Source organism: Enterobacter cloacae complex sp. HYC074_NIDB, from assembly GCF_056673345.1.
Genome location: NZ_CP114214.1, coordinates 2501862 through 2525574, shown reverse-complemented (window position 1 = coordinate 2525574; position 23713 = coordinate 2501862). Strand labels below are relative to the sequence as shown.

Below are 23713 nucleotides of genomic sequence, written 5' to 3'. Positions count from 1 at the left end.
GGATTGGTGACGTGACGTTGTCACGTACATGTCCGCCAGAAAGTGTGCTGACAGCGAAAACAAGGTCGATTTCAACAGGACGATGCTATGCAAAATCAATTGCTGATTAATGGTGAACTGGTGGCCGGCGAAGGTGAGAAGCAGGCGGTTTATAATCCTGCCACGGGTGAAGTGCTGCTGGAGATTGCTGAAGCGTCGGAAGCACAGGTGGACGCTGCCGTCCAGGCTGCCGATCGCGCGTTCACAGAGTGGGGACAAACGACGCCGAAAACGCGCGCCGAATGTCTGTTGAAACTGGCTGATGTGATAGAAGCCAACGCTGACGCGTTCGCAAATCTGGAATCCCTTAACTGCGGGAAACCGCTGCACTGTGTCCAGGGGGACGAGATCCCGGCCGTGGTCGATGTGTTTCGCTTCTTTGCCGGGGCCGCCCGCTGCCTGAACGGGCTGGCTGCCGGAGAATACCTCGAAGGACATACTTCGATGATCCGCCGCGACCCGGTTGGCGTTGTCGCCTCTATTGCGCCCTGGAACTATCCTCTGATGATGGCGGCGTGGAAGCTGGCGCCCGCGCTGGCGGCGGGAAACTGTGTCGTCATCAAGCCGTCTGAAATCACCCCGTTGACGGCGCTGAAGCTGGCGGAACTGGCGAAAGATATCTTCCCTCCAGGCGTGCTGAACGTGCTGTTTGGTCGCGGAAAAACCGTAGGAGATCCGCTGACCGGCCACGAAAAAGTCCGTATGGTTTCTCTCACCGGCTCTATTGCTACCGGAGAACATATTATCGGGCATACCGCATCTTCAGTTAAACGTACCCATATGGAATTGGGCGGAAAAGCGCCGGTCATTGTCTTTGACGATGCAGATTTGGATGCCGTGGTTGAAGGCGTGCGTACGTTTGGTTTCTACAATGCTGGTCAGGATTGTACCGCAGCCTGTCGTATCTATGCCCAGAAGGGGATTTACCCCGCGCTGGTCGAAAAGCTGGGCGCAGCCGTTGCCAGCCTGAAAATGGGCGCGCCGGACGATGCTTCAACCGAGCTGGGCCCGCTCAGCTCCGCAGCGCATCTTTCCCGCGTTTGTGCTGCCGTGGACGAAGCCAAAACCCTTGGACATATCCGCGTCGTCACCGGTGGCAGTAAAAAAGAGGGGGCAGGATATTACTTCCAGCCAACGCTGCTGGCCGGGGCGAAGCAGGAAGATGCGATCGTCCAGCGAGAAGTGTTTGGCCCGGTGGTCAGCGTGACAGAATTTGAGGATGAAGCGCAGGTGCTGAACTGGGCTAACGATTCGCAATACGGCCTGGCCTCGTCCGTCTGGACAAAAGACGTCGGACGCGCCCATCGCCTCAGCGCACGGTTGCAGTATGGCTGCACCTGGGTCAATACCCATTTTATGCTGGTGAGCGAAATGCCGCACGGCGGGATGAAGTTATCCGGTTACGGAAAAGATATGTCGGTCTACGGACTTGAGGATTACACGGTTGTGCGACATGTCATGTTTAAACACTAAACCCTCATGCCCGGCGCAGTGCCGGGCGATTCAGCTTACCAGCCACATACCTCGTGTTCATTTTCCGTATCGTAGGCGCGAACGGTGTTCACCAGATCCTTCACGACATCTGCCGCGACGTCCGGGATCAACAGCTCCATTGGCGCTTCTGTTTCATAATCCACTGACACGCCGTTGCTGTTGTTGGTGACGGTCACGGTATAGGTAGCCTTACCCATTATTTACTCCTTATGCGTGTTGACCACTTTACCGATGCCCGCACCGCTGAGCGTGACGGCAGGATCCGCGAAAAAGTCGATATTAAAATAGGTGTCGTCGGTCAGAAGCTCAATGCGGTGCCATTTTTGCGGTGGGGAGATGCCAAAAGAACCGGCCTCAATGACCACTTCCAGATCGGGCTCGGTGGCGTCGCCATCGGCAAAGCCAAAGTAACGCACCGCACCCTGCATGACGGACAACCGACCGTACACGCCGGCTTTGGTGTTGTGATGGGTAAAAAGCGCTTTTGGGGCGGTCTCTTTATTCCAGAACGGCGTCGAGCGGGTATGAACAAAGTTTTCAGGAATACGTAACATCATAGTTTCCTTCATGTTGGCGGGTGCTTAAAGGGACTTAAGCACCTCAGGTTCAACAAAGAATTCAATATTGAACAGGGTGTCGTCGGTCATCACCTCAATGTGGTGCCATCTCTCTGGCGGGAAAACGCCGAAACGACCCGCTTCAATGACGAGCTCGCTGTCAGGCTCAGGTGTAAATTCATCAGCATAGCCCAGATAACGCACTGCGCCACGCATCACCGAAAGGCGAGGGTAAACGCCCGGACGCGTGCCCGTATCAAGGTGACGTTTAAAAATGCCAGCTGGGGCCGTTTCTTTGTTCCAGAAAGGCGTGGAACGGGTGTGAATGCAACTCTGCGGAATGCGTAGCATGTTTCCTCCCTTAAAAGCCTGCTGTTATTAGACTGCTTTCTGCGGGGATGGATTTATCAAAAAGTGCATTTAGTTTGCATGTTATCAATAATAACCGTTTTGCTTTACCCGGCGTTGTTACACAAGGTACTCAGTTGTTATTATCCATAGTATTTAAGTGGTTATGATGTAACGAAAAAACTTGATCTGTGTCAACATATGACGCATATTGCGTGCGGTTATTTTTCGGCTCAGGTAAACAGAATGACGTTGTATCAAAAGATGTTGGTGTTCTACGCAATCATGGCCTCCATCTGCGCATTAATCACCTGGTTCCTGTCTAAAGATCGTAAACGTATTCGCCTGTTGAGCGCATTCCTGGTGGGTTCCACCTGGCCGATGAGCTTTCCTGTTGCCCTGTTGATCTCTCTTTTCTGAAGCACGCTTCCAGAATCGGCATCCAGACATAGCATTCCATACATTGAGGCTGTATAAATATACAGTTTGTCATACATGGAGTGCTTATGAACAGTTTCTATTCGCAGCAAGCAGGCTGCACTGTGCGCTGGCAGGATCTTCCCGGTTTCGGTGACCCGGTTGTGTTTATCCACGGGTTGGGCTGTGCATCGTCGTATGAATATCCTCGTATTGTCTGTGATACCCGTTTCGGGGGGCGCAGAGCCATTCTGATCGATCTTCCCGGTAGCGGTTACAGTGACAAACCTGACAACTACCGTTATCGCACGAGCGAACAGGCGCAGGTGGTGGTTGAACTGTTAAACCATCTCGGCCTGGATAGTCTATGGCTCTATGGTCATAGCATGGGGGGGAGTATCGCGATCGAAACGGCAACGCTGTTAACGTCGCGCGTTAAGGGCCTGATAGTGTCTGAACCCAATTTTCATGCGGGTGGCGGGATGTTCAGCCGGGCAATTGCGGCCCAAACGGAACAACATTTTCTGGCTCAGGGCTATGATGACATGCTGCGGGCGGAAACGTCGCCGTGGGCTGGAAGCCTTCAAAGTAATGCCCCCTGGGCCGTCTGGCGCGGCGCAACAAGCCTGGTCGAGGGCGTTAAACCTGACTGGGAACACCTGTTCTTGTCATTGCGCTGCCCGGTAATGTTAGTTTTTGGTGAGCGATCCCTGCCTGATGACGATTTTAATCGTCTGCAACAAAACGGCGTTGCTGTAAAAATTATCCCTGATGCGGGCCATTCAATGTCCTGGGAAAACCCGTCAGCGTTGGCTCAGGCTTTGTCTGGCTTCATAAACGGCTCATGAATGGGCAGCCCGCATTGTTGCGGGCTGGAATGATTAAGACAGCAAGGCAGACAAGGCTTTCCGTGCCGCAGGCTGAACGTCATACGGACACTGATAATCCACGTTCTCAATCGCGCGGGTGTAGAGCGCAACCAACCAGTCATAAACATAGGCTGTCGCCGCATGGACAGGCTGCTCGCCAAGTCGGGTAAGACGGGGTGAAGCGCTGCTCACAACGGGCGTCACAAAAATTGGCTCACCTTTGCGGATCCGGCTTGCAGGCCGTTCAGAAACGGGTGTCAGTTCATAGCCAAGCCAGCTAATGAAATTGCCTGTCGCGGCATGCAGCTGCGCGGCGCTGCTTTTATCTTTTTCTGCAATGCGTTGCAGTTGCAGCGGCAGATCCAGCCGGTAGCTGGTAACGATCAGCACATCCGCAATCTGCTGTAGTACCTCTGCGTCCAGGCCCAGACGGGCAGCCGCCGCGTCGTTGCGACTCCACTGACGAAGATGGTTAACCCACACGTTATGGGCCAGCCGCGCTTTGTCTTTGGTCTGCAACGCGCCTGGATTTTCCTGCGTCTCTTCCGCAAACAGATCGATAACATCGTTAAACAGGCCGTTGACCTGTTCCTCACGAGGCTGGTGAACGGTCAGCAGCGTCTCAAACGCGTTTAACGGCGGCAGAAGCCCCTCAAGCAGTTCACCATGACGAGCGGCACTGCCTTGTAGCGTTCGGACCATTTTTTCGGCCATTGCCCGCCCTGCGCCTGGCTCCTGAGTGAGAGGCGCGACATATGGGCGCATCAGCGTTGACAGCGACTCTTGTAACAGCTTTTTCAGCGCGCGGAGACGCTTCTGGCGCTGTGCCGGCAGGGTAGCCTGGGACAGCCACTCAATCACTCGCTGCATGCTGTGGCTATCGAGCGCCTGAAGCGTGCCCCAGCGCAGACCCGGCTGGCCCAGCAATTGCTGCACCGCTTCGTCCAGATTCTGCTTTGTGGTAAACCGCGCATCATGAGGGGTAATGGCCCAGACCAGCCCCGGCAACGCGGATTCTTCAACCGGCTGCGTCTCTTTGACCCAGTTTTGCAGGAGCCTTGCCGTTTTCGCGGTCTGCTGGTGGTGCGCCGTTGCATTGCAGATAACCAGGACATCCGGCTGAATGTGCTGACGATAATGCTCCAGCAACCACAGGCATTTTGCCTGCATCATCAGCGGCGTGTTTTCCTCAGGAATGGCCGGAATATCAATGACGTCAACGGTATCCAGCACGCAGTTCTCAACGGGCAGCACCACTTCGCGGGTCAGAGATGCCAGTACATCAACGGACAGGCTAATGGCGTTAAGCAGCTCGCCGTTTTTTATCGGATGAAGCAGTGTTTCCTGTGCTTCCGGCACGGTAAACGCCCCGTGAGTAAGAAAGCCTTCGCAGGGTAGACCAAAGCTGTCCACCAGCAGACTCAACGGCGCCGCAAGTGCGCTGGTATGGCTGGTTTGATGCAGCACCTGGGCGAATTTAAGCCACTGCTGGGTTAACTCCTGCTGCTCACCCCACAGCAGAGACCAGACGCTGGCGCGGGTGCTGAGATCAAGCGACGGAACCAGCAGAGCAAACTGGTGCCACAGGGCATCATCAATATGCTGCTTAGCGCCGGGTACTACGCTTTGCCAGAACCGGGCAATGGTCGCGACTTCCCGCGCCGTCATTCCCGGCACGCTCTGCGGTTGACGCAGCGCCCGCCACTTCTCAAGCCGTGCTTCAATCACCGATTTATCCACCGCGCGGATCTGCGGATCCAGCGTGGTGCGCGCGATAAACAGCTGCACCAGCTCGGCCTCCGTTACCAGGCGCAGGCGCAGGGGAAACGCGTCGTCTGCGACCTCGCGGGACGCTCTGCTGAAACGCACGGCCATGTTGGTCGGTGCATGCCCGGGGTTAATATGCGAGAAGTAATCAAACGTGCGTTGACCCGGCGTTACGTTCAGCCGTTCGTCCCCGCTGCCGCACAGAGCAGCCAGCAGGTGCGCTTTCGCGGCCTGCGAATGGCCATATAGGCCGATACTGCCCTGGCTGACAAGGGCGCGATCGAGCGCCTCTTCACGCGCGCTTAGTGCGTTAAGGCGGGCAAGCAGGGCGTCGGCTTCGTTATCCAGCATCGGGGCGTGCTGTCGCGTCTCGTTGATCCACCCGATTAAGGCCTGAGTGGTGGCAGTCGTCGCAGTCATTTGAGGTATACGCTCCCGCTGTCGATCCAGTAGTGGCTGCCGCTGTGTCGGCGATCGGCCAGAGTATTAAGTTTAAAGGTCAGGGCATCCGGCGGCACTGGCGTGCCGTCCTGTAGCCAGGCATCACTCAGCTCGAAAGATTCCGGACCTTCCTGTTTAGTGCCGCCACGCAGCTTCAGGCGCACGTTCAGTACGCCGTCGCCCGCAATGGCTTTCGCCAGCTCGGCAGAGTTGATGCTCAGGGTATAGAGCGGTGTCGCGGGCCAGCGGGCATTGGCAAGCTGCCGGAAGCCGAGCGTAACGTTGCCGCGCAGCGGGAAGTGCAGACGGGCGTCCAGTTTCGCGCCGGGTTTATCGAGGTCGATATCGTGATACCAGACGTTCTCGTCCCTCAGGGTATTGATCGTGTTATCCAGCACGCCCAGATAGCGCACCGTAGAGTACGCGCCGATATCCGCTGCTTTAAAGTTAAAGCGCGGCAGACGAAGATCCAGCGCCAGGCTACAGAGCATCGCTCCCACCGCAGCGGTGGATTTCGGGTTGCCGATCCGTCCCTGCTGGCTGAACGGATACCATTCATGAACCTGGTATTTATCCAGCCAGACGATGCGGTTGACGGGCACCGGTTGCAGGTGGCGAATCAGGGCCTGAACGCCCGGCAGACAGCCCGGCCGTCCCGTGATCAGCAGGATATCGCAGCTGTAGTGAGAGATCGCCTCACATACCGCATGAAGCGGGGCGGCAAGCGTGAACTGACCCGCCAGCATGGCGTCCCGCATCTCCCGAAAGCTGACGTGCAGCGGTACGCTGAACAGATCAAAGTGTTCTGAGCCGGCAGGCAACGCATGGTCAATCGCCTGCTGGAGATAATTCATCACGTTGCGCGTCGGTTTTTGCGTAAGCAGGTCGCCAAAGGTGGCATGCAGCCCGGCCAGCGGATCGTCAACATCGCTCGATTCCCACGCCGCCAGGATCGCGTGACCTATCGGCATAAAAAGCTGAAGCGCCGTCTGCTGGCGCAGGACCGCCTGGGTATCGATCCGCCCGGAATCACCGAACAGGGATGCCATCAGTTGGGAGGCATCGGCTATGCCGGATTTCTGAAGCTGGGTTTGCAGCGCGGGCAGAACGTAGCGCTGGATCACGTCCAGCAGCGTATCATCGCCAGCGACCTTGAACCCTTCGCGGAACAGCAGCTGCGGGGTGATTTTGACGTTATTTCCGGAACCATCATCTAACTGATAGTGCGTGATGGCCATATCCGTCGTGCCGCCGCCGATATCAATCGAGGCCACGCGCAGCGCACGCCCCGGCAGGACGCCAGGCTCAGGCGCGCGATCCGGACGGGCGAGGGAGGCGAAAAAGGCCTCGGTCTGGCCACCGAAATGGGAAATGGCTTCGTTATACAGCCACACCAGCTGGCCGCAGCTGGCCTCGTCCCACTCCATCTGGATCTCAGGGACCGGCACCACGCTTTTTTCCTGCTGCTTGCGGCTGGCAAAATCTTCATCCTGCGGGTGCCAGCCCATCGCTTTCCAGACGATGGCGATGGCTTCGAACATGCGGCGACGGAAAATCTCGCGCTCCTGTTTCGGCATTGCCGAAGGCAGGGTGAGGATCAGCGTCCGCAGCTGGCGGGTAGAGGCCGGGAAGCCGAGCCGCAAGCGGGTGGCCACGCTGTTAATCTGGCCAAGCGCCTGAGCCAGCAGCTCGCAGAGCATGTGCGTCATCAGGGTGCTGCGGCTGTACTGCGGAGAGAACACCGGCAGACGCTCATCCTGCGGCAGCGTAAAGAGTGGTTCCCCGTCGTCGTTCATCAGGTTCATCAGCGGAAACGCAGTTGCCAGCGGTTCGCGCTGGGTTTTGCTGTTCATCTGGCTAAAGCGCCAGTCCTGCACTACCGGCGTCTCGTCCCACAGATAGCGACGCGGGCTGGAAATTCCACTGTTGCCTTCCGTGCCCAGACGCTGCATTGCCAGCTTACGCGCTTCATCACCCACGCGGACAATGGACGGCCAGACGAATGCATCCTCCCGGCCGCTTTCCACCGAGAAGTGCTGCTTGCCAAAACGCGCTTCGGAAAATTCAAGACGGCTGGTAAACAGCGGCTCATTCAGGAACTGTGGCTCACTCAGAGATCGTACCTGAAGTTCAGCCGTCTGGCGCAGGCCGTCGTTGGCATCACCATGATCTTCAATAATCACGCCGCAGGTGTGGGTGTTGCCTACGTCAAGGATCAGATCGACAGGAATAGCAGGGGTGCTCAGGGTATGGGTGACAAACTTCACTTCCGGCACGGTGAGTTGTTCCCCGAGCATGGAGAGCAGGTTGAGCCAGTGTGCCTGATATTCAAAGCTTCGCATGGCCTGATGCAGCTCGCGCTCGGAGCGTTTTTCAACCCCGTCGGCAAACTGCGTAAAGGCTTCGCGCAGCCAGCCGTCAATCCAGGTCTGGTCAAGGAAACTCTCAACCTCACTGTCGCGCCAGGCGAGCGCGAAACGCGTGCCGTTAAGGATATCGTTTTCAACCGGCGACAGGGCAGACGTTGCATGCTCTGCAATCTGGCTGTCGAGCGCGACGGTGACCCTGTGCGTATTGCCAGCCGCGTCGGGAGTGGAAAGCTTTCGTACCTGGACGCGCGCCCAGTTATCCGGACCATCAACAAACGTCCGCGGCGGGTTAAAGCGCAGGAAAGGGAGCGGCAGCCAGACGCCGTCCAGCACGTTCAGGGAGTTATGCAGTGGAATGGTGCTTTCAGGCTTGACCACTTCCGGCTGCCCGCCATCGGTGGCAGGCAGCGTGTACCGGCCATTAACCAGATCAAAATCCAGGCGCAACAGCGGGCCATTTGCCGTTTTACGCACGAAACGCCCGTTGCTGGCGGTGTCCTGCGGAGTCAGGCCAAAATCGAGAAACTGCACGCCGCTGTTAGCAATCAGCGTCACGCTCTGTTTATAGTCGCAAAGATTAACCAGCATAGGATCAGACACCTGCTTTCTTGAACGTCAGAGGAACGATGGTGTTGGCATCGTAACGTGCGGTGCATTCCGCCACGTCGCTGGCACCTGCCTTACAGGTCACTTCCGGCATCGGATAGCGTGAACCGTCGGTGCAACGAGCGTTTCCGCGCGTTTTGATCAACAGCTCGCCGTTGCTGTGTAATCCGGAAAAGACGTCTACCCGGCAGACAATGTTGTCGCCATGCACAACCCGGGCGAAACCTTTATTGTTCTGGATCTGGTAGCGCAGCGACGGCGGTTTGCCGGTGAGCGGATCCTGCACATCGAGAAACGCGCGCCAGGTGCCATTCAGGAAGCGCGTTAACCCCGCTTTGACCTGGTTTGCCTCCATCACCATCGCATCTTTCGGTATCGCGGTAATGACCACTGGTTCGGCTGCCGGTCCAGGCGTTTTCACCTTCGGCTCTACCACTTCGGCCTGGTGCAGCGGGAGTTTCAGCTCAAGCGGCTCGACCGTCTTTACGGGGGCCGGAGCAATGGCGACAGGCACTGGCGCTGGTGTGGCAACAGGCGCTGCGGTCGGGGCCTGTTTTGGCCAAAGCAGCGGTGTGGCAATGGCCGCAATAATGACGGCGGCAACCGGCAGCAACCACAGGGGGGAGCGACGTTTTTTCTGCATGGCCGCCGGTGCGGGCTCTGGCGGCGCGGCGTTCATGCGCACCGGCTCTGGCGTATACAGTTCATCTTCGGTGATACGGACGGAAGCCACAGGCGTGATAAGCGGCGCGTCGGCCTGCTCAAAGGTCACTACCGGGGCCGGTTCTTGCTCCTGTTCAGGTTCAGGCTCGTTAATCACCACTGGCTCAGGTTCAGGGACCAACGATTCGCGCAGGCAGTCCAGCACGTCGTCGCGCGCGTTCTCGTTAAGATTGACGAAACCCCAGAAGCAGATCACCGGTTTGCCATCCACCAGGAAAACAAAGTTTTCACCGGGAAACTGAAAGGCTTTTGAGAGCAGAGAGCCAAACAGTTGCTGCGCCGTTTTCGGTGACTGAAGGCATTTTTTACTCAGCGACTCCACGCTGGCGAGCGTGTTTTCCAGATAGCGTAGGGCGCGATAACGATCATCTTCATCCGCCGCCTTCCAGCTGGAGACGGTTCCCTCAACTGGGGAGTACCAGTCAACGCGATCGCCGCCGTCGTAGACCTGGGGGATGGCCAGACAATCGACGATAGCCTGTTGTTTGCGCAACCGAAGCGCTTCGCGGATTTGCAGCGCTGATTCAAAAACGGCCTGTCCGCCGCCACCAACGGCCTGAAAATCATCCAGATTACCGCTGCGTAAAAGTGTTTTTGCCACGATTTGGTCCTGTAGACTTCTTCACGCCATTACTTTAACGAAACAGCTAAGCAAGCAAACGGCGGAGTAGACGATAAAAGGGACGATTTCTTGCGGCATTGATCGTGATGGTTGTGCTTGACGAATAATGAACCTTAAGGCAAATCGCTTTCTGCGGGGTGATGCTAAAACCAGCGAAATGTACGGCTTTAGAATAACCTGATAGTGATTCGTTATTTGTCAGGCCAATACGTCTGTGCTGTTATTACTGTTCACTATAATAAAACCGAAAGGGTAATAACCATGTCTACAGGGAAAACCGTGCTCGCCCTCGCGCTGAGCGCGCTGCTACCGGCAAGCGCCGCATGGGCGGCAAATAAAGACACCATTATATACTGCTCCGAGGCGTCGCCGGAGTCGTTTAACCCGCAGATCGCCAGCTCTGGACCTTCGTTTGTTGCCAGCTCGCAAACGCTGTATAACCGTCTGATTAACTTCGACCCGGTAAAAAACACGCCGGTGCCTTCTCTGGCCGAGTCGTGGACCATTTCGCCAGACGGCAAAACATACACGTTTACCCTGCGTAAAGGGGTAAAATTCAACAGCAATAAATACTTCAAACCTACCCGTGATTTTAACGCTGATGACGTTATTTTCTCCGTTATGCGTCAGAAAGACCCTAAGCATCCCTATCACAATGTTTCCCAGGGTAATTACGAATACTTTAATGACGTGGGCCTCGACAAGCTCATTCAGGATGTGAAAAAGATCGACGATTATCACGTCCAGTTCACGCTGAGCGAACCCAACGCGGCGTTCCTGGCCGACTGGGGAATGGACTTCGCCTCGATCCTCTCTGCCGAGTACGCGGACGCGATGCTGAAAAAGGGGACACCTGAAAATGTGGACACCTGGCCAATCGGCACCGGCCCGTATGTGCTTCAGCAGTACAAGGTGGATTCGCTGATCCGCTACGTCGCCAATCCGAACTACTGGGACGGTGAGGTGCCGACCAAACACCTGATCTTCTCCATCACGCCAAACGTTGAGACGCGTCTGGCGAAGCTGCAAACGAACGAGTGTCAGATCATTCCTGCGCCGTCGCCGGTGCAGTTTGAAGCGATCAAGAAAAACAAAGACCTGACCCTGCACTCGGTGGATGCGCTGAACGTGGGGTACCTGGCGTTCAACACGGAGAAAAAACCGTTTGATAACGTGCTGGTGCGCCAGGCTCTGAATTACGCGACGGACAAAAAGGCCATTGTGAACGCGGTCTTTATGGGGTCTGGTACGGTCGCTAAATCGCCGATCCCGCCGAACATGCTCGGCTTTAATAAAGACCTGAAGGATTACGGCTACGATCCGGAAAAAGCGAAAGCGCTGCTGAAGCAGGCGGGTCTGGAAAAGGGCGCGGAAGTGACCCTCTGGTCCATGCCGGTTCAGCGTCCGTACAACCCGAACTCACGACGCATTGCGGAGATGATCCAGGCTGACTGGGCGAAAGTGGGTGTGAAGGCGAAAATCGTCTCTTACGAGTGGGGTGAGTACCTCTCCGGCATGCGTAAAGGCGAGCATGATTCCGCGCTGTTCGGCTGGATGTCTGATAATGGCGATCCGGACAACTTCGCCGATGTGCTGCTGGGTTGTAACAGCATCAAAACCGGATCTAACGCCGCGCGCTGGTGTGATAAGGGGTATGATGATCTGGTGCAAAAGGCCAAACTGACCAGCAACCCGGACGAACGTGCGAAGCTGTATGGACAGGCACAGGAGATTTTCTATCAGCAGGCACCGTGGATTGCGTTAGCTAACGGCAAAACGTTCTACGCGACCCGCAGCAACGTGACCGGGTACAGCGTGAGTCTGATGGGCAGTGACTTCTCGAAAGCGAAGCTGAACTGATCGTATTCTTGCCGGGGGGCGGCTATGCCTTACCCGGCCTACAGTTAGCACCCGGCACGTGATAAGGAGTGACAATGTCACATTTAAACAAAGTTATCGCCCGCGTCGATGCCACCATCGAAGAGAGCGTGATTACCCACATGAACGAACTGCTGATCGAATTAAGCGACGATGCAGAGCTCAGCCGTGAAGATCGTTATACCCAGCAGCAGCGCCTGCGTACCGCGATTGCGCATCATGGCAAGCAACATAAAGAAGAGGCGGAGGCACGCCATGCCCACCTCACGCAGGGTGGGACTATCCTGTAAGGGTTAAAACTGGCGCCGTGCCACCAGCCAGGCGCCAACCACCAGCATCACTGCGCCGCAGACCGGGCCAACCAGCGCGCGCAGGGGAACGCCGTTGCTCTTGAGGATGTCCATCACCAGACCGCCAATCAGCTGGCTTGCCACCAGTACGGCAATGGTCGTTGCCGCGCCCACATTCTGATATCCGCTAATACTGGCAAAGACAAAAAATGACCCCAGCAGGCCGGGGATCAGCGTCCACCAGCGCACCGTTGACGCCAGTTCGTTAAACCCCGCCATGCCATTTTTCACCAGCAACATGCTGACAAACAACACAATCCCCACCAGCGAGTTCAGCAGCATGGCGATAAGAATGGTGGAAGAGGATTGCGTAATGCGCACCATAAGGGTGTTTTGTACCACCAGCCCAATCCCGGCGGCCACCAGAAATGCTAACGTCAACGATTGATTCATGGCAGAGCATCCGGATCGCTGCGCTCATCGAGCTGGAGTTGCATAAAGGTTAAATCCAGCCAGCGACCGAATTTGGTTCCTACCTGCGGCATATTTCCGGTGGTAATAAAGCCCAGGGTTTCATGCAGATGAATCGACGCCTGGTTCTGCGCCTCAATACCGGCAACCATCACATGTTTACCAATCTGGCGGGCTTCCTTAATTAATTCCGTCATTAGCAGTCGACCAATGCCTTTGCCCTGATGATCGGGATGAACGTAAACCGAGTGCTCCACCGTATGGCGAAAACCGTCGAATGCTCGCCAGTCGCCAAATGAGGCGTATCCCGTCACTACACCTTCTTCTTCACTGACCAGCACCGGATAACCCAACAGCGTGCGCGCCTCAAACCATGCAATACGGTTATCGGTATCGACAGTTGTATCGTTCCAGATTGCGGCGGTGTGCAGCACCGCATGGTTATAAATTTCACCGATAGCGGCACAATCTTCTTTGCAGGCATGACGAACAATCATGGTTAACCTCTGGCTGTGTTGTTCACTATAGTAGTATGATTTTCTCACAATATTACACAGTTCATGTATTCCATCGCTACGACAAAATCCCTGTTTTTTTGTCACAAAACTGCCCCGAAAAACCATCCGTACACTATAGTATGACGTCATGAATACAATGACAGACAATATGAATCAACGCATTAGCGCCCGCATACGCCTTGAACGCGAGTCGCGTGGCTGGTCATTAAGCGAACTGGCCGAACGGGCAGGTATCTCACGCGCCATGATCCATAAGATTGAACGGGGTGACAGTAGCCCAACGGCGACGCTGCTTGCGCGGTTATCCGGTGCCTTCGGTATTAGCATGTCTACGCTCATTGCGCGAGCGGAAATGCAGGAGGGCAAACTGTTACGTCTGGCGAACCAGCCCGTCTGGCGCGATCCGCAAACCCACTATTTGCGTCGTCATGTGTCGCCGCGCACCGATATGCCTATCGACCTCGTCCAGGTGGAGCTACCCGCAGGCAGCGATGTGCCGATGCCCGCTTCCTCTTACGCGCTGGCGCGACAGCTGATTTGGTTGCAGGCAGGTGAACTGGTCTTTCTGGAGGGGGATACCCGCCATGAAATGAAGGCCGGAGATTGTCTGGAACTCGGGCCGCCGAACGACTGCCGGTTTATCAACGAAACGGATGAATCGTGCCTCTATCTGGTCGTGCGGCTTAATCAGTCCGGCTCATAATGCAAAGGCGATCCGCTGGATAACGTGCCAGACTTGAATGACATTTTCAGCAGTAAGGAGCGAAGAATGAATCAATCAACTACGCAAAACCGACGCTGGGTACTGGCTTCCCGTCCACACGGCGCGCCGGTTGCCGAAAATTTCCGCCTGGAAGAGCAGCCGATCCCCACGCCCGCAGAGGGACAGGTGTTATTACGCACCGTATGGCTCTCGCTTGATCCGTACATGCGTGGCCGTATGAGCGATGCCCCATCCTATTCACCTCCTGTCGAGATTGGCGCGGTGATGGTGGGCGGCACGGTAAGCCGCGTCGAGACCTCCCGCCATCCGGATTATAAAGAGGGCGAGTGGGTTCTGGGCTACAGCGGCTGGCAGGAGTATGAACTTTCCGACGGGAAAGGGCTGGTCAGGCTGGGCGAAAACCCGTCGCACCCTTCATGGGCACTCGGCGTGCTCGGGATGCCGGGCTTCACCGCGTATATGGGGCTGCTTGATATCGGCCAGCCTCAGGCAGGGGAAACCCTCGTCGTGGCGGCGGCCACGGGGCCGGTTGGCGCAACGGTGGGGCAGATCGGAAAAATCAAAGGGTGCCGGGTCATCGGCGTGGCTGGCGGGGAGGAGAAATGCCGTCATGCGGTCGACGTGCTCGGTTTCGACGCCTGTCTGGATCACCATGCGGATGATTTTGCCGAACAGCTGGCGAAAGCCTGCCCGCAGGGCATTGACGTGTATTATGAAAACGTCGGCGGTAAAGTCTTTGACGCCGTACTGCCGCTCCTGAATACCTCCGCGCGCGTGCCGGTTTGCGGACTGGTCAGCGGCTACAACGCGACCAACCTGCCGGAGGGGCCGGATCGCTTGCCGCTGCTGATGGGGACCGTCCTGAAAAAACGCATCCGCATGCAGGGCTTTATCATCGCTCAGGACTATGGTCATCGTATCGTCGAGTTCCAGCAGGAAATGGGACGCTGGGTGAAGGAAGGCAAAATACACTATCGCGAGCAGGTCACCGAAGGGCTGAACGCGGCGCCGGAGGCGCTGATTGGGCTGCTGGAAGGGAAAAACTTCGGCAAGGTCGTGATCCGCGTGGCGGCGGACTAAACAGAGCATCGGTTATGGCGGGCAAAGTCCGCCATAATTATTTGTGAAGATACGATATATTGTCTTTAATTAATCCATAAGCATTGCGCGCCATCGGCCCAGCTGAGCCAGAAATGGTAAACGTAATAGTAATTGAACAATTTTTATTTTAACGCGCGCCCTTCATACCAGGCATGACGATACAGGATATATCAAACCGGCGATGTTTTTTTAAACAGTCGCTGAAAATGGCATTTTGTTTTGGCTACGGGAATTAAACATGCTTGATTTGGAAAACCTGGAAAAAGCACAAAGAATCAGTCTGACGATGCAAGTTGAGAACAGTTTAAAGGGAGCGTTAATTACGGGCTCATTAAAACCTGGGGCTCGACTCATCACGAAAGAGATTGCGGATAAATTAGGCACCAGCATCACACCAGTGCGCGAAGCCCTGCTGCGCCTGGTGTCGGCAGGCGCATTACAGGCCACGCCTGCTCAGGCGTTTTTGGTGCCAGAGGTTACGCTGGAGCGTTATAACGAAATTAACGCCATCCGAAAACAGCTTGAGCCGATGGCCGTTGCGGCGGCGTGTCAGAATATGACCGAGACCAAACTGGATGCATTACGCGCGCTGTCAGATAACTTCAGCACCGCCATGCATCAGGGCGACGTGCAGAAGGCGATCCATGCCAACCGCGTGTTCCGGTTTACGCTCTATCAGTATGCCGAAATGCCGACCCTGAACTCGCTGATTGAGCAGCTATGGGTACGGATTGGTCCGTGTATCAACTACCTGCACGAAGAGATGAAAGATATCCCTGCCACGACTTACCATTATGCCGATCTGCTTTCTGCGCTTGAGCAAAAGGACGTGACGGCCAGTCGGGAAGCGATCGACCGAGCCATTGATGAAGCCAATATCCTCCTGCAACGGCAATACTACAGTTAAGGATCGCACTGGCGCACTTATTTTTTTATTCGTTTTAAACTTCCCTGAGTATATTCCCGGCGCTTAAGGCTACCGGGAATGATGTTATTTTTTTACCGGCAACGTGCGCTGCCGGAAAATGTTTTACTCAAAGCGATAAGAGACCGACAGGCCCACGCCATAGTTACGGCCAGGGGCGGGTTCGTAATAGCGATTGTAGCCGGCGTTTACAATCTCTGAACCGACGTACTCTTTATCGAACAGGTTATCGACGCGACCAAAGATGTCCATTCCCCATTTGCCGTAATTGAGTTTATACCCGGTATTCAGACCGACCACGGTATAAGAGGGCGCTTTGGCGGTATTGGTGTCGTTTGCCATCACGTCGCTCATGTAGCGGGCATCTGCCCCCGCGTACCAGCCTTCCTCAGGCTCCCAGCCAAACGACGCATACCCCATGTTACGGGCAATCCCCGGCATTCGGTTGCCGCTACAATCTGCTTTATCGCAGACGTTGGTACGGTAGGTCGCGTCAAGGTAGGTCCACGCCATTTTCAGCTTCCAGTTCTCGGCAAACTGCTGATCTAGCGCAATTTCCACACCCTGACGGCGCGTTTTACCGGCATTTTTATAGCTGGTACGGCGTTCATTGTCTTTATCTACCACGATCTCATTATCGGTATCCGTGCGGAACAGCGCCGCCGTCAGGATGCCATTGCCGATGCGGGTTTTGCTGCCAATCTCATAGGTGTTGTTGGTTGACGGTTGCAGGTTGATATTGAGGCCGCCTTTGCCATCAGAACGGTATGAGAGTTCGTTGATGGTAGGGGTCTCAAATCCCCGTCCCGCCGCGGCATACAGGTTCCAGGCGTCGGTCACGGCGTATTTCACCGCACCAGCCGGGAGCCATTTATGGTAGCTGGCGTCACCGCTGTCATCGCCGTTTTGCGGGGTAATGTAATGATCGTTGGAGTCAAACCAGACGGAGCTGTAACGCACGCCCGCCTCAACGGACAGCTTTTGCGTGAGCTGCCATTGGGTTTGCAGGTAGGGATCAAGGTTCCACATCAGGTTACGTTCGTCACGGCGTTTGTTACCCTTCACGCCAAAATCCGGCACGCCGTTGTTCATCACGAAGTTTTCATACCCGCGGCGATTTTCACTCATATTTTCGTAGTTCAGGCCGGTGGTAAACGTTACCGGCACCAGCAGCTCACCGCGGTGGGTCCAGCGGGTATCAATACCCTGATAGTGGCGCTGCATATCAATTACGCCACCCGAATGCGCAGGATTTTCAGTCTGCGCGGTATCCGGAATGGACTGGTACTGGGTCATTTCACGCTCACCGGCGTACATCATCACGCTGAGGTCGTCCTGTTCGCTCAACTGACGGTCGTAGCGGATCCCGGCCTGGGTCTGCTTAATGGTTTTACGCGTGTTGTACTGATCGCCACGGGGTGACTGGCGTGGGTTGTTCTGCCACTCCTGATAACTCAGTCCGCCCGGATCGTTGGCTTTCATGTCGACGCTGTTAAAAATCAGCGTTAGCTTGCTGACATCATCAATGCGTACGCCCAGTTTCGCATTGGCGAGGTTTTTCCGTGCGCCGCTGTGGTCGCGATAGCCATGGGTGGTGAAGCGGGTTGTGGATACCGCATAGTCCACATCCCCCGCCTGAGTCCCGTCGCCCACCGCACCGGTGGCCTTCATGCCGTAACGCCAGGTGCCGTAACTGCCGTAATAGCTGCTGGCTTCAATTGTGGCTGGCTGTTGTCCGGTCTGGGTGTTGATGTTGATTACGCCGCCGGAGGCATTGCCGTACAGGGCAGAGAAGGGGCCGCGCAGCACGTCGACGCTCTCAATGCTGTTGAGGTCTATGTTTGACGTCTGCCCCTGGCCGTCGGGCATGGTTGCCGGAATACCGTCCACGTACATGCGGATCCCGCGTACGCCGAAGGTTGAACGCGCGCCGAATCCGCGAACGGAAAGTTGCAGATCCTGAGCATAGTTCTGGCGGTTCTGGATTTGCAGGCCAGGCACGCTCCCAAGGGATTCAGAAAGGTTGATGCGCGGTGTGGCATGTCGCATATCCTCGCCGCTCACCACGCTGACTGCTGCCGGGGTGTCCAGTTCGGAGACGGTTTGCGGCGTGGCGCTGACGATCAGGGTCTGTTCATCCGCGGCCATCGCACTCAGCGGGCCAAAAATGACAGGAACGAACAGCAGTGGTAGTGATGCCTTGCGGGCAGTAATAATTTTCATGGAGTAAACCGGTTAAGAAAAATTCGAACCAAATCAACTGGAACCTGTGTATATATGTTAAATCCTTTGTAAATGTTATGAAAACTATAACCGCACATTTCGTGAATGTAAGGTTTTGAAGGAAAGAAATACTCCACATTCAACTGATTAATGATTACTATTCTCATTAAAATAACGGCAAAGCGATGACTTTGCCCACCGGAAGTGATGTCAGCGGTAAATCTCCTCATTTAAAAAGGAATTGTTATGTCTTTACGTCATCTGTGCTCGCCGCGCCTGCGTGGGTCTCTGCTGTTGGGCTCTTTACTGTTTGCCGGTACGTTCCAGGTTCATGCCGCTGAAGAGATGCTGCGCAAAGCGGTCGGCAAGGGCGCGTATGAAATGGCCGTCAGCCAGCAGGAAAACGCGCTGTGGGTTGCGACGTCACAAAGCCGCAAAACCGATAAGGGCGGCGTGGTTTATCGTCTGGATCCGGTCACGCTGGAAGTGACGCAGGCGATTCATAACGATCTCAAGCCGTTTGGCGCCACGATCGATAACGCCACCCAGACGCTGTGGTTCGGTAACACCGTCAACAGCGCCGTGACGGCGATTGACGCCAAAACGAGCGAGGTTAAAGGGCGCCTGGTGCTGGACGATCGCAAGCGTAGCGACACGGTGAAGCCGCTTCAGCCGCGCCAGCTGGTGGCCGATGACACGACCAATACGGTGTACATTACCGGCATCGGCAAGGAGAGCGTGATCTGGGTTGTTGATGGCGCAACGCTGAAGCTGAAGGACACTATCACGAACACCGGCACGTTCAGCACCGGACTGGCGCTGGATGCGAAGGCAAAACGCCTGTATACCACCAATGCGGACGGCGAGCTGGTGACCATTGATACGGCAACCAACAAAATCCTCAGCCGTAAAAAAGTGCAGGATGACGGAAAAGAGCACTTCTACCTGAACCTGAGCCTGGACACTGCCGGCCAGCGTGCGTTTGTGACGGATTCAAAACAGCCAGAAGTGCTGGTGGTGAATCTGAAAGATGGCAGCGTGATGCAGAAAATCGCCGCGCCAGAATCGCTGGCCGTACTGTTTAACCCGGCGCGTAACGAAGCCTATGTGACGCACCGCGAGGCGGGCAAGGTGAGCGTGATCGACGCCAAAACTTACAAAGTGACCAAGACCTACGATACCCCGGTTTACCCGAACAGCCTGGCGCTGTCCGCGGACGGTAAAACGCTGTACGTAACGGTGAAACAGAAATCAACCCGTCAGCAGGAAGCGACCCAGCCTGACGATGTGATTCGTATCGCGCTCTGATGTGGGATTTGCCCGGTGGTGGTGCGCTTACCGGGCATAAAAAAACCATGAAATGCAGGCCGGGTAAGGCGAAGCCGCCACCCGGCTTTTTTATTAACGCGACGTCTCTTCCACCAGTGGACCGTCCTGTTTGTCATCTCCAGGATGAACCGGTGCGGTACTGTGGATTTCATTCACGCGTTTACGAACGCCAAACCAGCCAGCAATCAACAGCACCGCCAGCAGCGGGATTGTGGCGATGGTGTAGGTACCGTTCGGGTAGTCGAAGGCCATCAGCACCAGCACGCTCAGCAGGAACAGCAGGGTAAGCCAGGAGGTCACCGGTGCGCCCGGCAGCTTGAAGCTGACGTCAGCCGCTTTTCCTTCTTTGATCGCTTTGCGCAGACGCATCTGACACACCACAATAAAGGCCCAGGAGGCAATAATGCCCAGTGCAGCGACGTTCAGCACAATCTCAAACACCTGAGACGGCACCAGATAGTTCAGGAACACGCCAAAGATATACACCACCAGAGTGGCCAGAATACCCGCGTAAGGCACCTGCTGCTTGCTCATCTTCGACATAAACTTCGGCGCAGAGCCCCCCATCGACATGGAGCGCAGGATACGGCCCGTCGAATAGAGTCCGGAGTTCAGGCTGGAGAGCGCGGCGGTCAGTACCACGATGTTCATGATGCTGCCCACGTACGGCACGCCCAGCTTAGAGAAGAAGGTTACAAACGGGCTTTGGCCCGCCTGGTATGCGTTCCACGGCAGCAGCAGAACCAGTAGCACCACGGAGCCCACATAGAACAGGCCGATACGCCAGATCACGCTGTTGATGGCTTTTGGCACCATCGTCTGAGGATCTTTGCATTCACCTGCCGCCGTACCGACCAGTTCGATGGAGGCAAAGGCGAACACCACCCCCTGCACCAGAACCAGCGCTGGCAGCAGGCCGTGCGGGAAGAAACCACCGTTATCGGTAATCAGGTGGAAGCCGGTTGCGTTACCGTCCAGCGGTTTACCGGTGCCGAGGAATACGGTCCCGACCACCAGGAAGATCACAATGGCCAGCACCTTAACCAGCGCGAACCAGAACTCCATTTCGGCGAACCATTTCACGCCGATCATGTTCATGGTCCCGACAATTGCCAGCGCTCCGAGGGCGAACACCCACTGCGGCACATCGCCAAACGCGCCCCAGTAGTGCATATACAGCGCAACGGCGGTGATATCGACAATACCGGTCATTGCCCAGTTAACGAAGTACATCCAGCCCGCGACATACGCGGCTTTTTCACCAAGAAACTCGCGGGCGTAAGAGACAAAGCTGCCGCTGGAAGGGCGGTGGAGTACCAGTTCGCCGAGGGCACGAAGGATGAAGAAAGAGAAGATCCCGCACACCAGATAGACAAGGGCGAGAGCGGGGCCAGCCATTTGCAGACGTGCGCCTGCACCTAAAAACAGACCTGTACCGATAGCGCCGCCGATGGCGATCATCTGCACCTGACGGTTGCCCATCGCCTTGTGATAGCCCTCTTCATGAGAGTTCAACCAGCGACGTTTCGCAGCATGATGATCGGCTGCGCTTTTATTGCTTGTTTTCATTGAGTTACCTGTTTGCCTGTCTGAACCATTAACGTGATAGTCCTGCCTGGCAGATGCCGAAACAAACGATTGCTTCTGCGCAGACACATGCTGCCTTTCCAGTCATTCTGTGTATGGATAAGGCAAAACATGGCGAGGCATCCTACCCGCAATTGATAAGCGACGCAAAATATAACCGTGCCGAAAGTGATGCACGTCGAAGGAAATCGTGTGGTCAGAGCAGACGGGGATCACAACGCGCTGAATCGTGGCGTTTTTTTTAGGCAAAAAGGTCTGCGAATGCTGATTTAATCATCAGGTTTACTTAATAGTTACTTATAGGTAGAGACTATGTATGCCGCAGGGCTGCAATAAGTAATGCAAAGGCGGTAGTGTGCTGGCGGCGGCTCGGATAATACAGATGGTATCCCGTAAAAGCCGGACACCAGGCTTCAAGCACACCCACTAACCGGCCCTTAGCAAGGGCGTCCTGAACCGCATCTTGCGGAACATACGCCAGCCCCAGACCGTTTTCGGCGGCATCGATGCGCTGCGGCAGGCTGTTGAGGATCAGCTGGCCGTCAACCCGCACGCGCAGCTCACGTCCGTCCCGTTCAAATTCCCAGGCATATAATCCGCCGCGTGTGGGCAGGCGCATATTAATGCAGCGGTGCTGATCGAGCTGCTCCGGCGTTTTCGGTATGCCGAAACGTTGCAAATACTCTGCCGACCCGACAACCGCCATGCGCATGTCCGGCGCAATACGTACCGCAATCATATCTTTCGCCACCTGCTCACCCAGACGCACCCCCGCGTCAAAGCGGCCATCGACAATATCAGTCAGCCCATTGTCCACCGTGACTTCAACGTTGATGTCAGGATACTGCGCCATAAAGGGTTTAAGCACAGGCCACAGCACCGTAGACATGGCGTGTTCCCCGGCGGTAAGACGAATATTCCCGGCAGGTCTGTCGCGGGTATCACGCAACGCGATGAGTTCCTGCTCGATCTCCAGCAGATGGGGGCTTAAGCGCATGAAGAGTTGCTCGCCGGCCTCGGTAGGGGCTACGCTACGGGTGGTGCGGGTTAACAGACGGACTTCCAGCCTCGCTTCCAGCTTGCGCATTGCGTGGCTGAGTGCCGACTGAGATACCCCAAGCTGCGCCGCGGCGCGGGTAAAGCTGCGCTCCCGGGCGACGACCATAAAGGAAAGCAGATCGTTGAAGTTGTCTTTTAACATGGCGGCTTACTCAATTTATGAATTGAACTCATGGTTCCTTTCTGATTATGCACTCTAATGCTCCCCATGGCTTTACGCTACTGTTAACGCAACAGCAAACGAGGAGTAAATCATGAAAATTATCCGTAGCGGTTCGTTACCTTCCGTTCAGGGTCCAGAGGCCTGGTTTACCGGCAGCGTGCGCATTGACGCGCCTTTCCAGGCGACTGAACCGGCAAAAGTCGGTGGCGCGACCGTCACCTTTGAACCCGGCGCACGTACCGCCTGGCATACGCATCCTCTTGGACAAACGCTGATCGTGACGCAGGGGCGCGGCTGGTTACAGGAGTGGGGGAAAGAGGCGGAACCGCTGAATCAGGGGGATATCGCCTGGATCCCACCCGGCGTGAAGCACTGGCACGGCGCAAGCGCGCAGACGGCGATGACCCATATCGCCATCGCAGAAGCGGTCGACGGGAGTCCGGTGGCGTGGCTGGAGAAGGTCACCGACGAGCAGTATCCGAACGAGTAGTCTGGCGTTTCGTAAACAAATTATTAACGTTATGATTCGATCCGTTTTCTTCAGCATTTGCAGGCGGAACGGTGAAAATCAATATCATAGGTACCAGCGGAAGTGGGAAAAGCACGTTTGGCAGGCGAATCGCGGAGGCGCTGGCTATCCCTTACATTGAGATGGACAGGCTTTACTGGCGAGCGAACTGGCAGGGAACACCGGACAATGAGTTTCTTGCAACCCTGGGAAAAGCGCTCGCCGCCTCGCCTGACTGGGTCCTGGACGGGAATTACAACCGCACACGCGACGTTAAGTGGCGCGACGTCGATCTGGTGGTGTGGATAGATCGTGGGTTTATCCGCACGCTCTGGCAAGCGGTGACGCGGGCCTCCAGACGCGCCTGGCACAAACAGGAGCTCTGGCCCGGCACGGGGAACCGCGAAAGCTTTCGTCGGTCGTTCCTTAGCAAGGACTCTATTATCATCTGGACGATCAAAACCTGGCGCAGCAACCGCAAACGCTATCAAGCGGATATGCAAAACCCGCAGTACAAACACATTCGCTTTCTCCGCATTACCCGACGGCAGGATGCCGAAAGACTCATTGCCTCGCTTAATTCACGCCGATGACAGACTCTCTATTGCCGTTTTCCGGCAATCCAAATGTAAATTAATTGTTTCTCAGAGGTGAAATCCGCCTTTAATAATGACGACATGTTAAG

The 23713-nt window shown here is 55.8% G+C and carries 22 protein-coding genes; 11 read left to right on the top strand and 11 right to left on the bottom strand.

Annotated features, from left to right (window positions below; genetic code table 11):
• The first annotated feature begins 87 nt into the window (after positions 1–87).
• Positions 88–1512: an aminobutyraldehyde dehydrogenase gene (patD, locus tag O1724_RS12360; protein WP_003856950.1), complete on the top strand. Its 1425-nt coding sequence runs from the start codon at positions 88–90 to the stop codon at positions 1510–1512.
• Between the two features lie 35 nt (positions 1513–1547).
• Here patD and O1724_RS12355 read toward each other — a convergent pair whose 3' ends face one another.
• From O1724_RS12355 to O1724_RS12345, 3 genes are read right to left on the bottom strand one after another with little or no spacing between them, the layout of a single operon-like run.
• Complete coding sequence (locus tag O1724_RS12355; RefSeq protein ID WP_003856955.1) at positions 1548–1730, bottom strand: DUF1869 domain-containing protein; 183 nt, start codon at positions 1728–1730, stop codon at positions 1548–1550.
• 3 nt (positions 1731–1733) lie between these two features.
• Entirely contained in the window at positions 1734–2087 is a 354-nt protein-coding gene (locus O1724_RS12350; RefSeq protein ID WP_003856958.1) for a TehB family protein, read from the bottom strand.
• Positions 2088–2114: 27 nt separating this feature from the next.
• Complete coding sequence (locus O1724_RS12345) at positions 2115–2441, bottom strand: TehB family protein (protein WP_015570441.1); 327 nt, start codon at positions 2439–2441, stop codon at positions 2115–2117.
• A gap of 243 nt (positions 2442–2684) precedes the next feature.
• On the opposite strand from O1724_RS12345, the gene O1724_RS12340 reads away from it, so the two are divergent.
• Positions 2685–2858, top strand: a complete 174-nt coding sequence (locus O1724_RS12340) for a GhoT/OrtT family toxin (RefSeq protein WP_003856960.1) — start codon at positions 2685–2687, stop codon at positions 2856–2858.
• 86 nt (positions 2859–2944) lie between these two features.
• Positions 2945–3703 (top strand): alpha/beta fold hydrolase, encoded by a 759-nt coding sequence (locus O1724_RS12335; RefSeq protein ID WP_003856961.1) that lies wholly within the window; start codon positions 2945–2947, stop codon positions 3701–3703.
• Between the two features lie 33 nt (positions 3704–3736).
• Here O1724_RS12335 and O1724_RS12330 read toward each other — a convergent pair whose 3' ends face one another.
• Genes O1724_RS12330 through O1724_RS12320 form a run of 3 tightly spaced genes read right to left on the bottom strand, consistent with a single transcriptional unit; the run spans position 3737 to position 10231 of the window.
• Entirely contained in the window at positions 3737–5911 is a 2175-nt protein-coding gene (locus O1724_RS12330; protein WP_126296827.1) for a virulence factor SrfC family protein, read from the bottom strand.
• Entirely contained in the window at positions 5908–8889 is a 2982-nt protein-coding gene (locus tag O1724_RS12325) for a virulence factor SrfB (protein ID WP_126296826.1), read from the bottom strand. The genes O1724_RS12330 and O1724_RS12325 overlap by 4 nt, the downstream gene beginning before the upstream one ends.
• 4 nt (positions 8890–8893) lie before the next feature.
• Positions 8894–10231, bottom strand: a complete 1338-nt coding sequence (locus O1724_RS12320; protein ID WP_126296825.1) for an SrfA family protein — start codon at positions 10229–10231, stop codon at positions 8894–8896.
• Between the two features lie 282 nt (positions 10232–10513).
• On the opposite strand from O1724_RS12320, the gene O1724_RS12315 reads away from it, so the two are divergent.
• Both O1724_RS12315 and O1724_RS12310 read left to right on the top strand, forming a co-directional pair.
• Positions 10514–12112, top strand: a complete 1599-nt coding sequence (locus tag O1724_RS12315) for an ABC transporter substrate-binding protein (RefSeq protein WP_126296824.1) — start codon at positions 10514–10516, stop codon at positions 12110–12112.
• 74 nt (positions 12113–12186) lie between these two features.
• Positions 12187–12420, top strand: coding sequence for a YdcY family protein (locus tag O1724_RS12310; RefSeq protein ID WP_003856971.1), 234 nt, complete (start codon positions 12187–12189; stop codon positions 12418–12420).
• Between the two features lie 3 nt (positions 12421–12423).
• Here O1724_RS12310 and O1724_RS12305 read toward each other — a convergent pair whose 3' ends face one another.
• Both O1724_RS12305 and O1724_RS12300 read right to left on the bottom strand, forming a co-directional pair.
• Entirely contained in the window at positions 12424–12873 is a 450-nt protein-coding gene (locus O1724_RS12305; RefSeq protein ID WP_003856973.1) for a DMT family transporter, read from the bottom strand.
• Positions 12870–13388: a GNAT family N-acetyltransferase gene (locus O1724_RS12300; RefSeq protein WP_003856975.1), complete on the bottom strand. Its 519-nt coding sequence runs from the start codon at positions 13386–13388 to the stop codon at positions 12870–12872. The genes O1724_RS12305 and O1724_RS12300 overlap by 4 nt, the downstream gene beginning before the upstream one ends.
• 148 nt (positions 13389–13536) lie before the next feature.
• Here O1724_RS12300 and O1724_RS12295 point away from each other — a divergent pair, with 148 nt between their 5' ends.
• The 3 genes from O1724_RS12295 to O1724_RS12285 all read left to right on the top strand — a co-directional run bounded on the left by O1724_RS12295 (position 13537) and on the right by O1724_RS12285 (position 16141).
• Positions 13537–14112 (top strand): helix-turn-helix domain-containing protein, encoded by a 576-nt coding sequence (locus O1724_RS12295; RefSeq protein ID WP_003856978.1) that lies wholly within the window; start codon positions 13537–13539, stop codon positions 14110–14112.
• A gap of 66 nt (positions 14113–14178) precedes the next feature.
• Positions 14179–15213 carry an NADP-dependent oxidoreductase gene (locus tag O1724_RS12290; RefSeq protein WP_126296823.1) on the top strand — a complete coding sequence of 345 codons (1035 nt, stop codon included), beginning with the start codon at positions 14179–14181 and terminating at the stop codon, positions 15211–15213.
• Positions 15214–15472: 259 nt separating this feature from the next.
• Positions 15473–16141: a GntR family transcriptional regulator gene (locus tag O1724_RS12285; protein WP_050870538.1), complete on the top strand. Its 669-nt coding sequence runs from the start codon at positions 15473–15475 to the stop codon at positions 16139–16141.
• A 123-nt stretch (positions 16142–16264) separates the two neighbouring features.
• Here the strand turns inward: O1724_RS12285 and pqqU are convergent, their stop codons facing one another.
• Positions 16265–18382, bottom strand: a complete 2118-nt coding sequence (gene pqqU, locus O1724_RS12280) for a TonB-dependent receptor PqqU (RefSeq protein ID WP_039268903.1) — start codon at positions 18380–18382, stop codon at positions 16265–16267.
• 246 nt (positions 18383–18628) lie between these two features.
• On the opposite strand from pqqU, the gene yncE reads away from it, so the two are divergent.
• Positions 18629–19690, top strand: a complete 1062-nt coding sequence (gene yncE / locus O1724_RS12275) for a 7-bladed beta-propeller protein YncE (protein ID WP_058674692.1) — start codon at positions 18629–18631, stop codon at positions 19688–19690.
• 93 nt (positions 19691–19783) lie between these two features.
• Here yncE and ansP read toward each other — a convergent pair whose 3' ends face one another.
• A complete protein-coding gene (ansP, locus tag O1724_RS12270; protein WP_022648235.1) occupies positions 19784–21280 on the bottom strand; it encodes an L-asparagine permease in 1497 nt (498 codons plus the stop codon).
• A 328-nt stretch (positions 21281–21608) separates the two neighbouring features.
• Positions 21609–22499, bottom strand: a complete 891-nt coding sequence (locus tag O1724_RS12265) for a LysR family transcriptional regulator (RefSeq protein ID WP_126296822.1) — start codon at positions 22497–22499, stop codon at positions 21609–21611.
• 112 nt (positions 22500–22611) lie between these two features.
• Here O1724_RS12265 and O1724_RS12260 point away from each other — a divergent pair, with 112 nt between their 5' ends.
• Together O1724_RS12260 and O1724_RS12255 are read left to right on the top strand one after the other, a co-directional pair.
• Complete coding sequence (locus tag O1724_RS12260; RefSeq protein ID WP_023314200.1) at positions 22612–23010, top strand: (R)-mandelonitrile lyase; 399 nt, start codon at positions 22612–22614, stop codon at positions 23008–23010.
• Positions 23011–23081: 71 nt separating this feature from the next.
• The gene (locus O1724_RS12255) at positions 23082–23621 is read left to right on the top strand and encodes a shikimate kinase (protein ID WP_126296821.1); all 540 of its coding nucleotides are present in this window, start codon (positions 23082–23084) and stop codon (positions 23619–23621) included.
• Positions 23622–23713 lie beyond the last annotated feature (92 nt).

What these genes read in the sequence shown, in the direction of transcription:
- pqqU (WP_039268903.1), bottom strand. Translation starts at nt 18,382, where the DNA reads ATGAAAATTATTACTGCCCGCAAGGCATCACTACCACTGCTGTTCGTT.
- O1724_RS12350 (WP_003856958.1), bottom strand. Translation starts at nt 2,087, where the DNA reads ATGTTACGTATTCCTGAAAACTTTGTTCATACCCGCTCGACGCCGTTC.
- O1724_RS12300 (WP_003856975.1), bottom strand. Translation starts at nt 13,388, where the DNA reads ATGATTGTTCGTCATGCCTGCAAAGAAGATTGTGCCGCTATCGGTGAA.
- O1724_RS12355 (WP_003856955.1), bottom strand. Translation starts at nt 1,730, where the DNA reads ATGGGTAAGGCTACCTATACCGTGACCGTCACCAACAACAGCAACGGC.
- yncE (WP_058674692.1), top strand. Translation starts at nt 18,629, where the DNA reads ATGTCTTTACGTCATCTGTGCTCGCCGCGCCTGCGTGGGTCTCTGCTG.
- patD (WP_003856950.1), top strand. Translation starts at nt 88, where the DNA reads ATGCAAAATCAATTGCTGATTAATGGTGAACTGGTGGCCGGCGAAGGT.
- O1724_RS12315 (WP_126296824.1), top strand. Translation starts at nt 10,514, where the DNA reads ATGTCTACAGGGAAAACCGTGCTCGCCCTCGCGCTGAGCGCGCTGCTA.
- O1724_RS12325 (WP_126296826.1), bottom strand. Translation starts at nt 8,889, where the DNA reads ATGCTGGTTAATCTTTGCGACTATAAACAGAGCGTGACGCTGATTGCT.
- ansP (WP_022648235.1), bottom strand. Translation starts at nt 21,280, where the DNA reads ATGAAAACAAGCAATAAAAGCGCAGCCGATCATCATGCTGCGAAACGT.
- O1724_RS12335 (WP_003856961.1), top strand. Translation starts at nt 2,945, where the DNA reads ATGAACAGTTTCTATTCGCAGCAAGCAGGCTGCACTGTGCGCTGGCAG.
- O1724_RS12330 (WP_126296827.1), bottom strand. Translation starts at nt 5,911, where the DNA reads ATGACTGCGACGACTGCCACCACTCAGGCCTTAATCGGGTGGATCAAC.
- O1724_RS12260 (WP_023314200.1), top strand. Translation starts at nt 22,612, where the DNA reads ATGAAAATTATCCGTAGCGGTTCGTTACCTTCCGTTCAGGGTCCAGAG.
- O1724_RS12340 (WP_003856960.1), top strand. Translation starts at nt 2,685, where the DNA reads ATGACGTTGTATCAAAAGATGTTGGTGTTCTACGCAATCATGGCCTCC.
- O1724_RS12310 (WP_003856971.1), top strand. Translation starts at nt 12,187, where the DNA reads ATGTCACATTTAAACAAAGTTATCGCCCGCGTCGATGCCACCATCGAA.
- O1724_RS12295 (WP_003856978.1), top strand. Translation starts at nt 13,537, where the DNA reads ATGAATACAATGACAGACAATATGAATCAACGCATTAGCGCCCGCATA.
- O1724_RS12290 (WP_126296823.1), top strand. Translation starts at nt 14,179, where the DNA reads ATGAATCAATCAACTACGCAAAACCGACGCTGGGTACTGGCTTCCCGT.
- O1724_RS12265 (WP_126296822.1), bottom strand. Translation starts at nt 22,499, where the DNA reads ATGTTAAAAGACAACTTCAACGATCTGCTTTCCTTTATGGTCGTCGCC.
- O1724_RS12305 (WP_003856973.1), bottom strand. Translation starts at nt 12,873, where the DNA reads ATGAATCAATCGTTGACGTTAGCATTTCTGGTGGCCGCCGGGATTGGG.
- O1724_RS12345 (WP_015570441.1), bottom strand. Translation starts at nt 2,441, where the DNA reads ATGCTACGCATTCCGCAGAGTTGCATTCACACCCGTTCCACGCCTTTC.
- O1724_RS12285 (WP_050870538.1), top strand. Translation starts at nt 15,473, where the DNA reads ATGCTTGATTTGGAAAACCTGGAAAAAGCACAAAGAATCAGTCTGACG.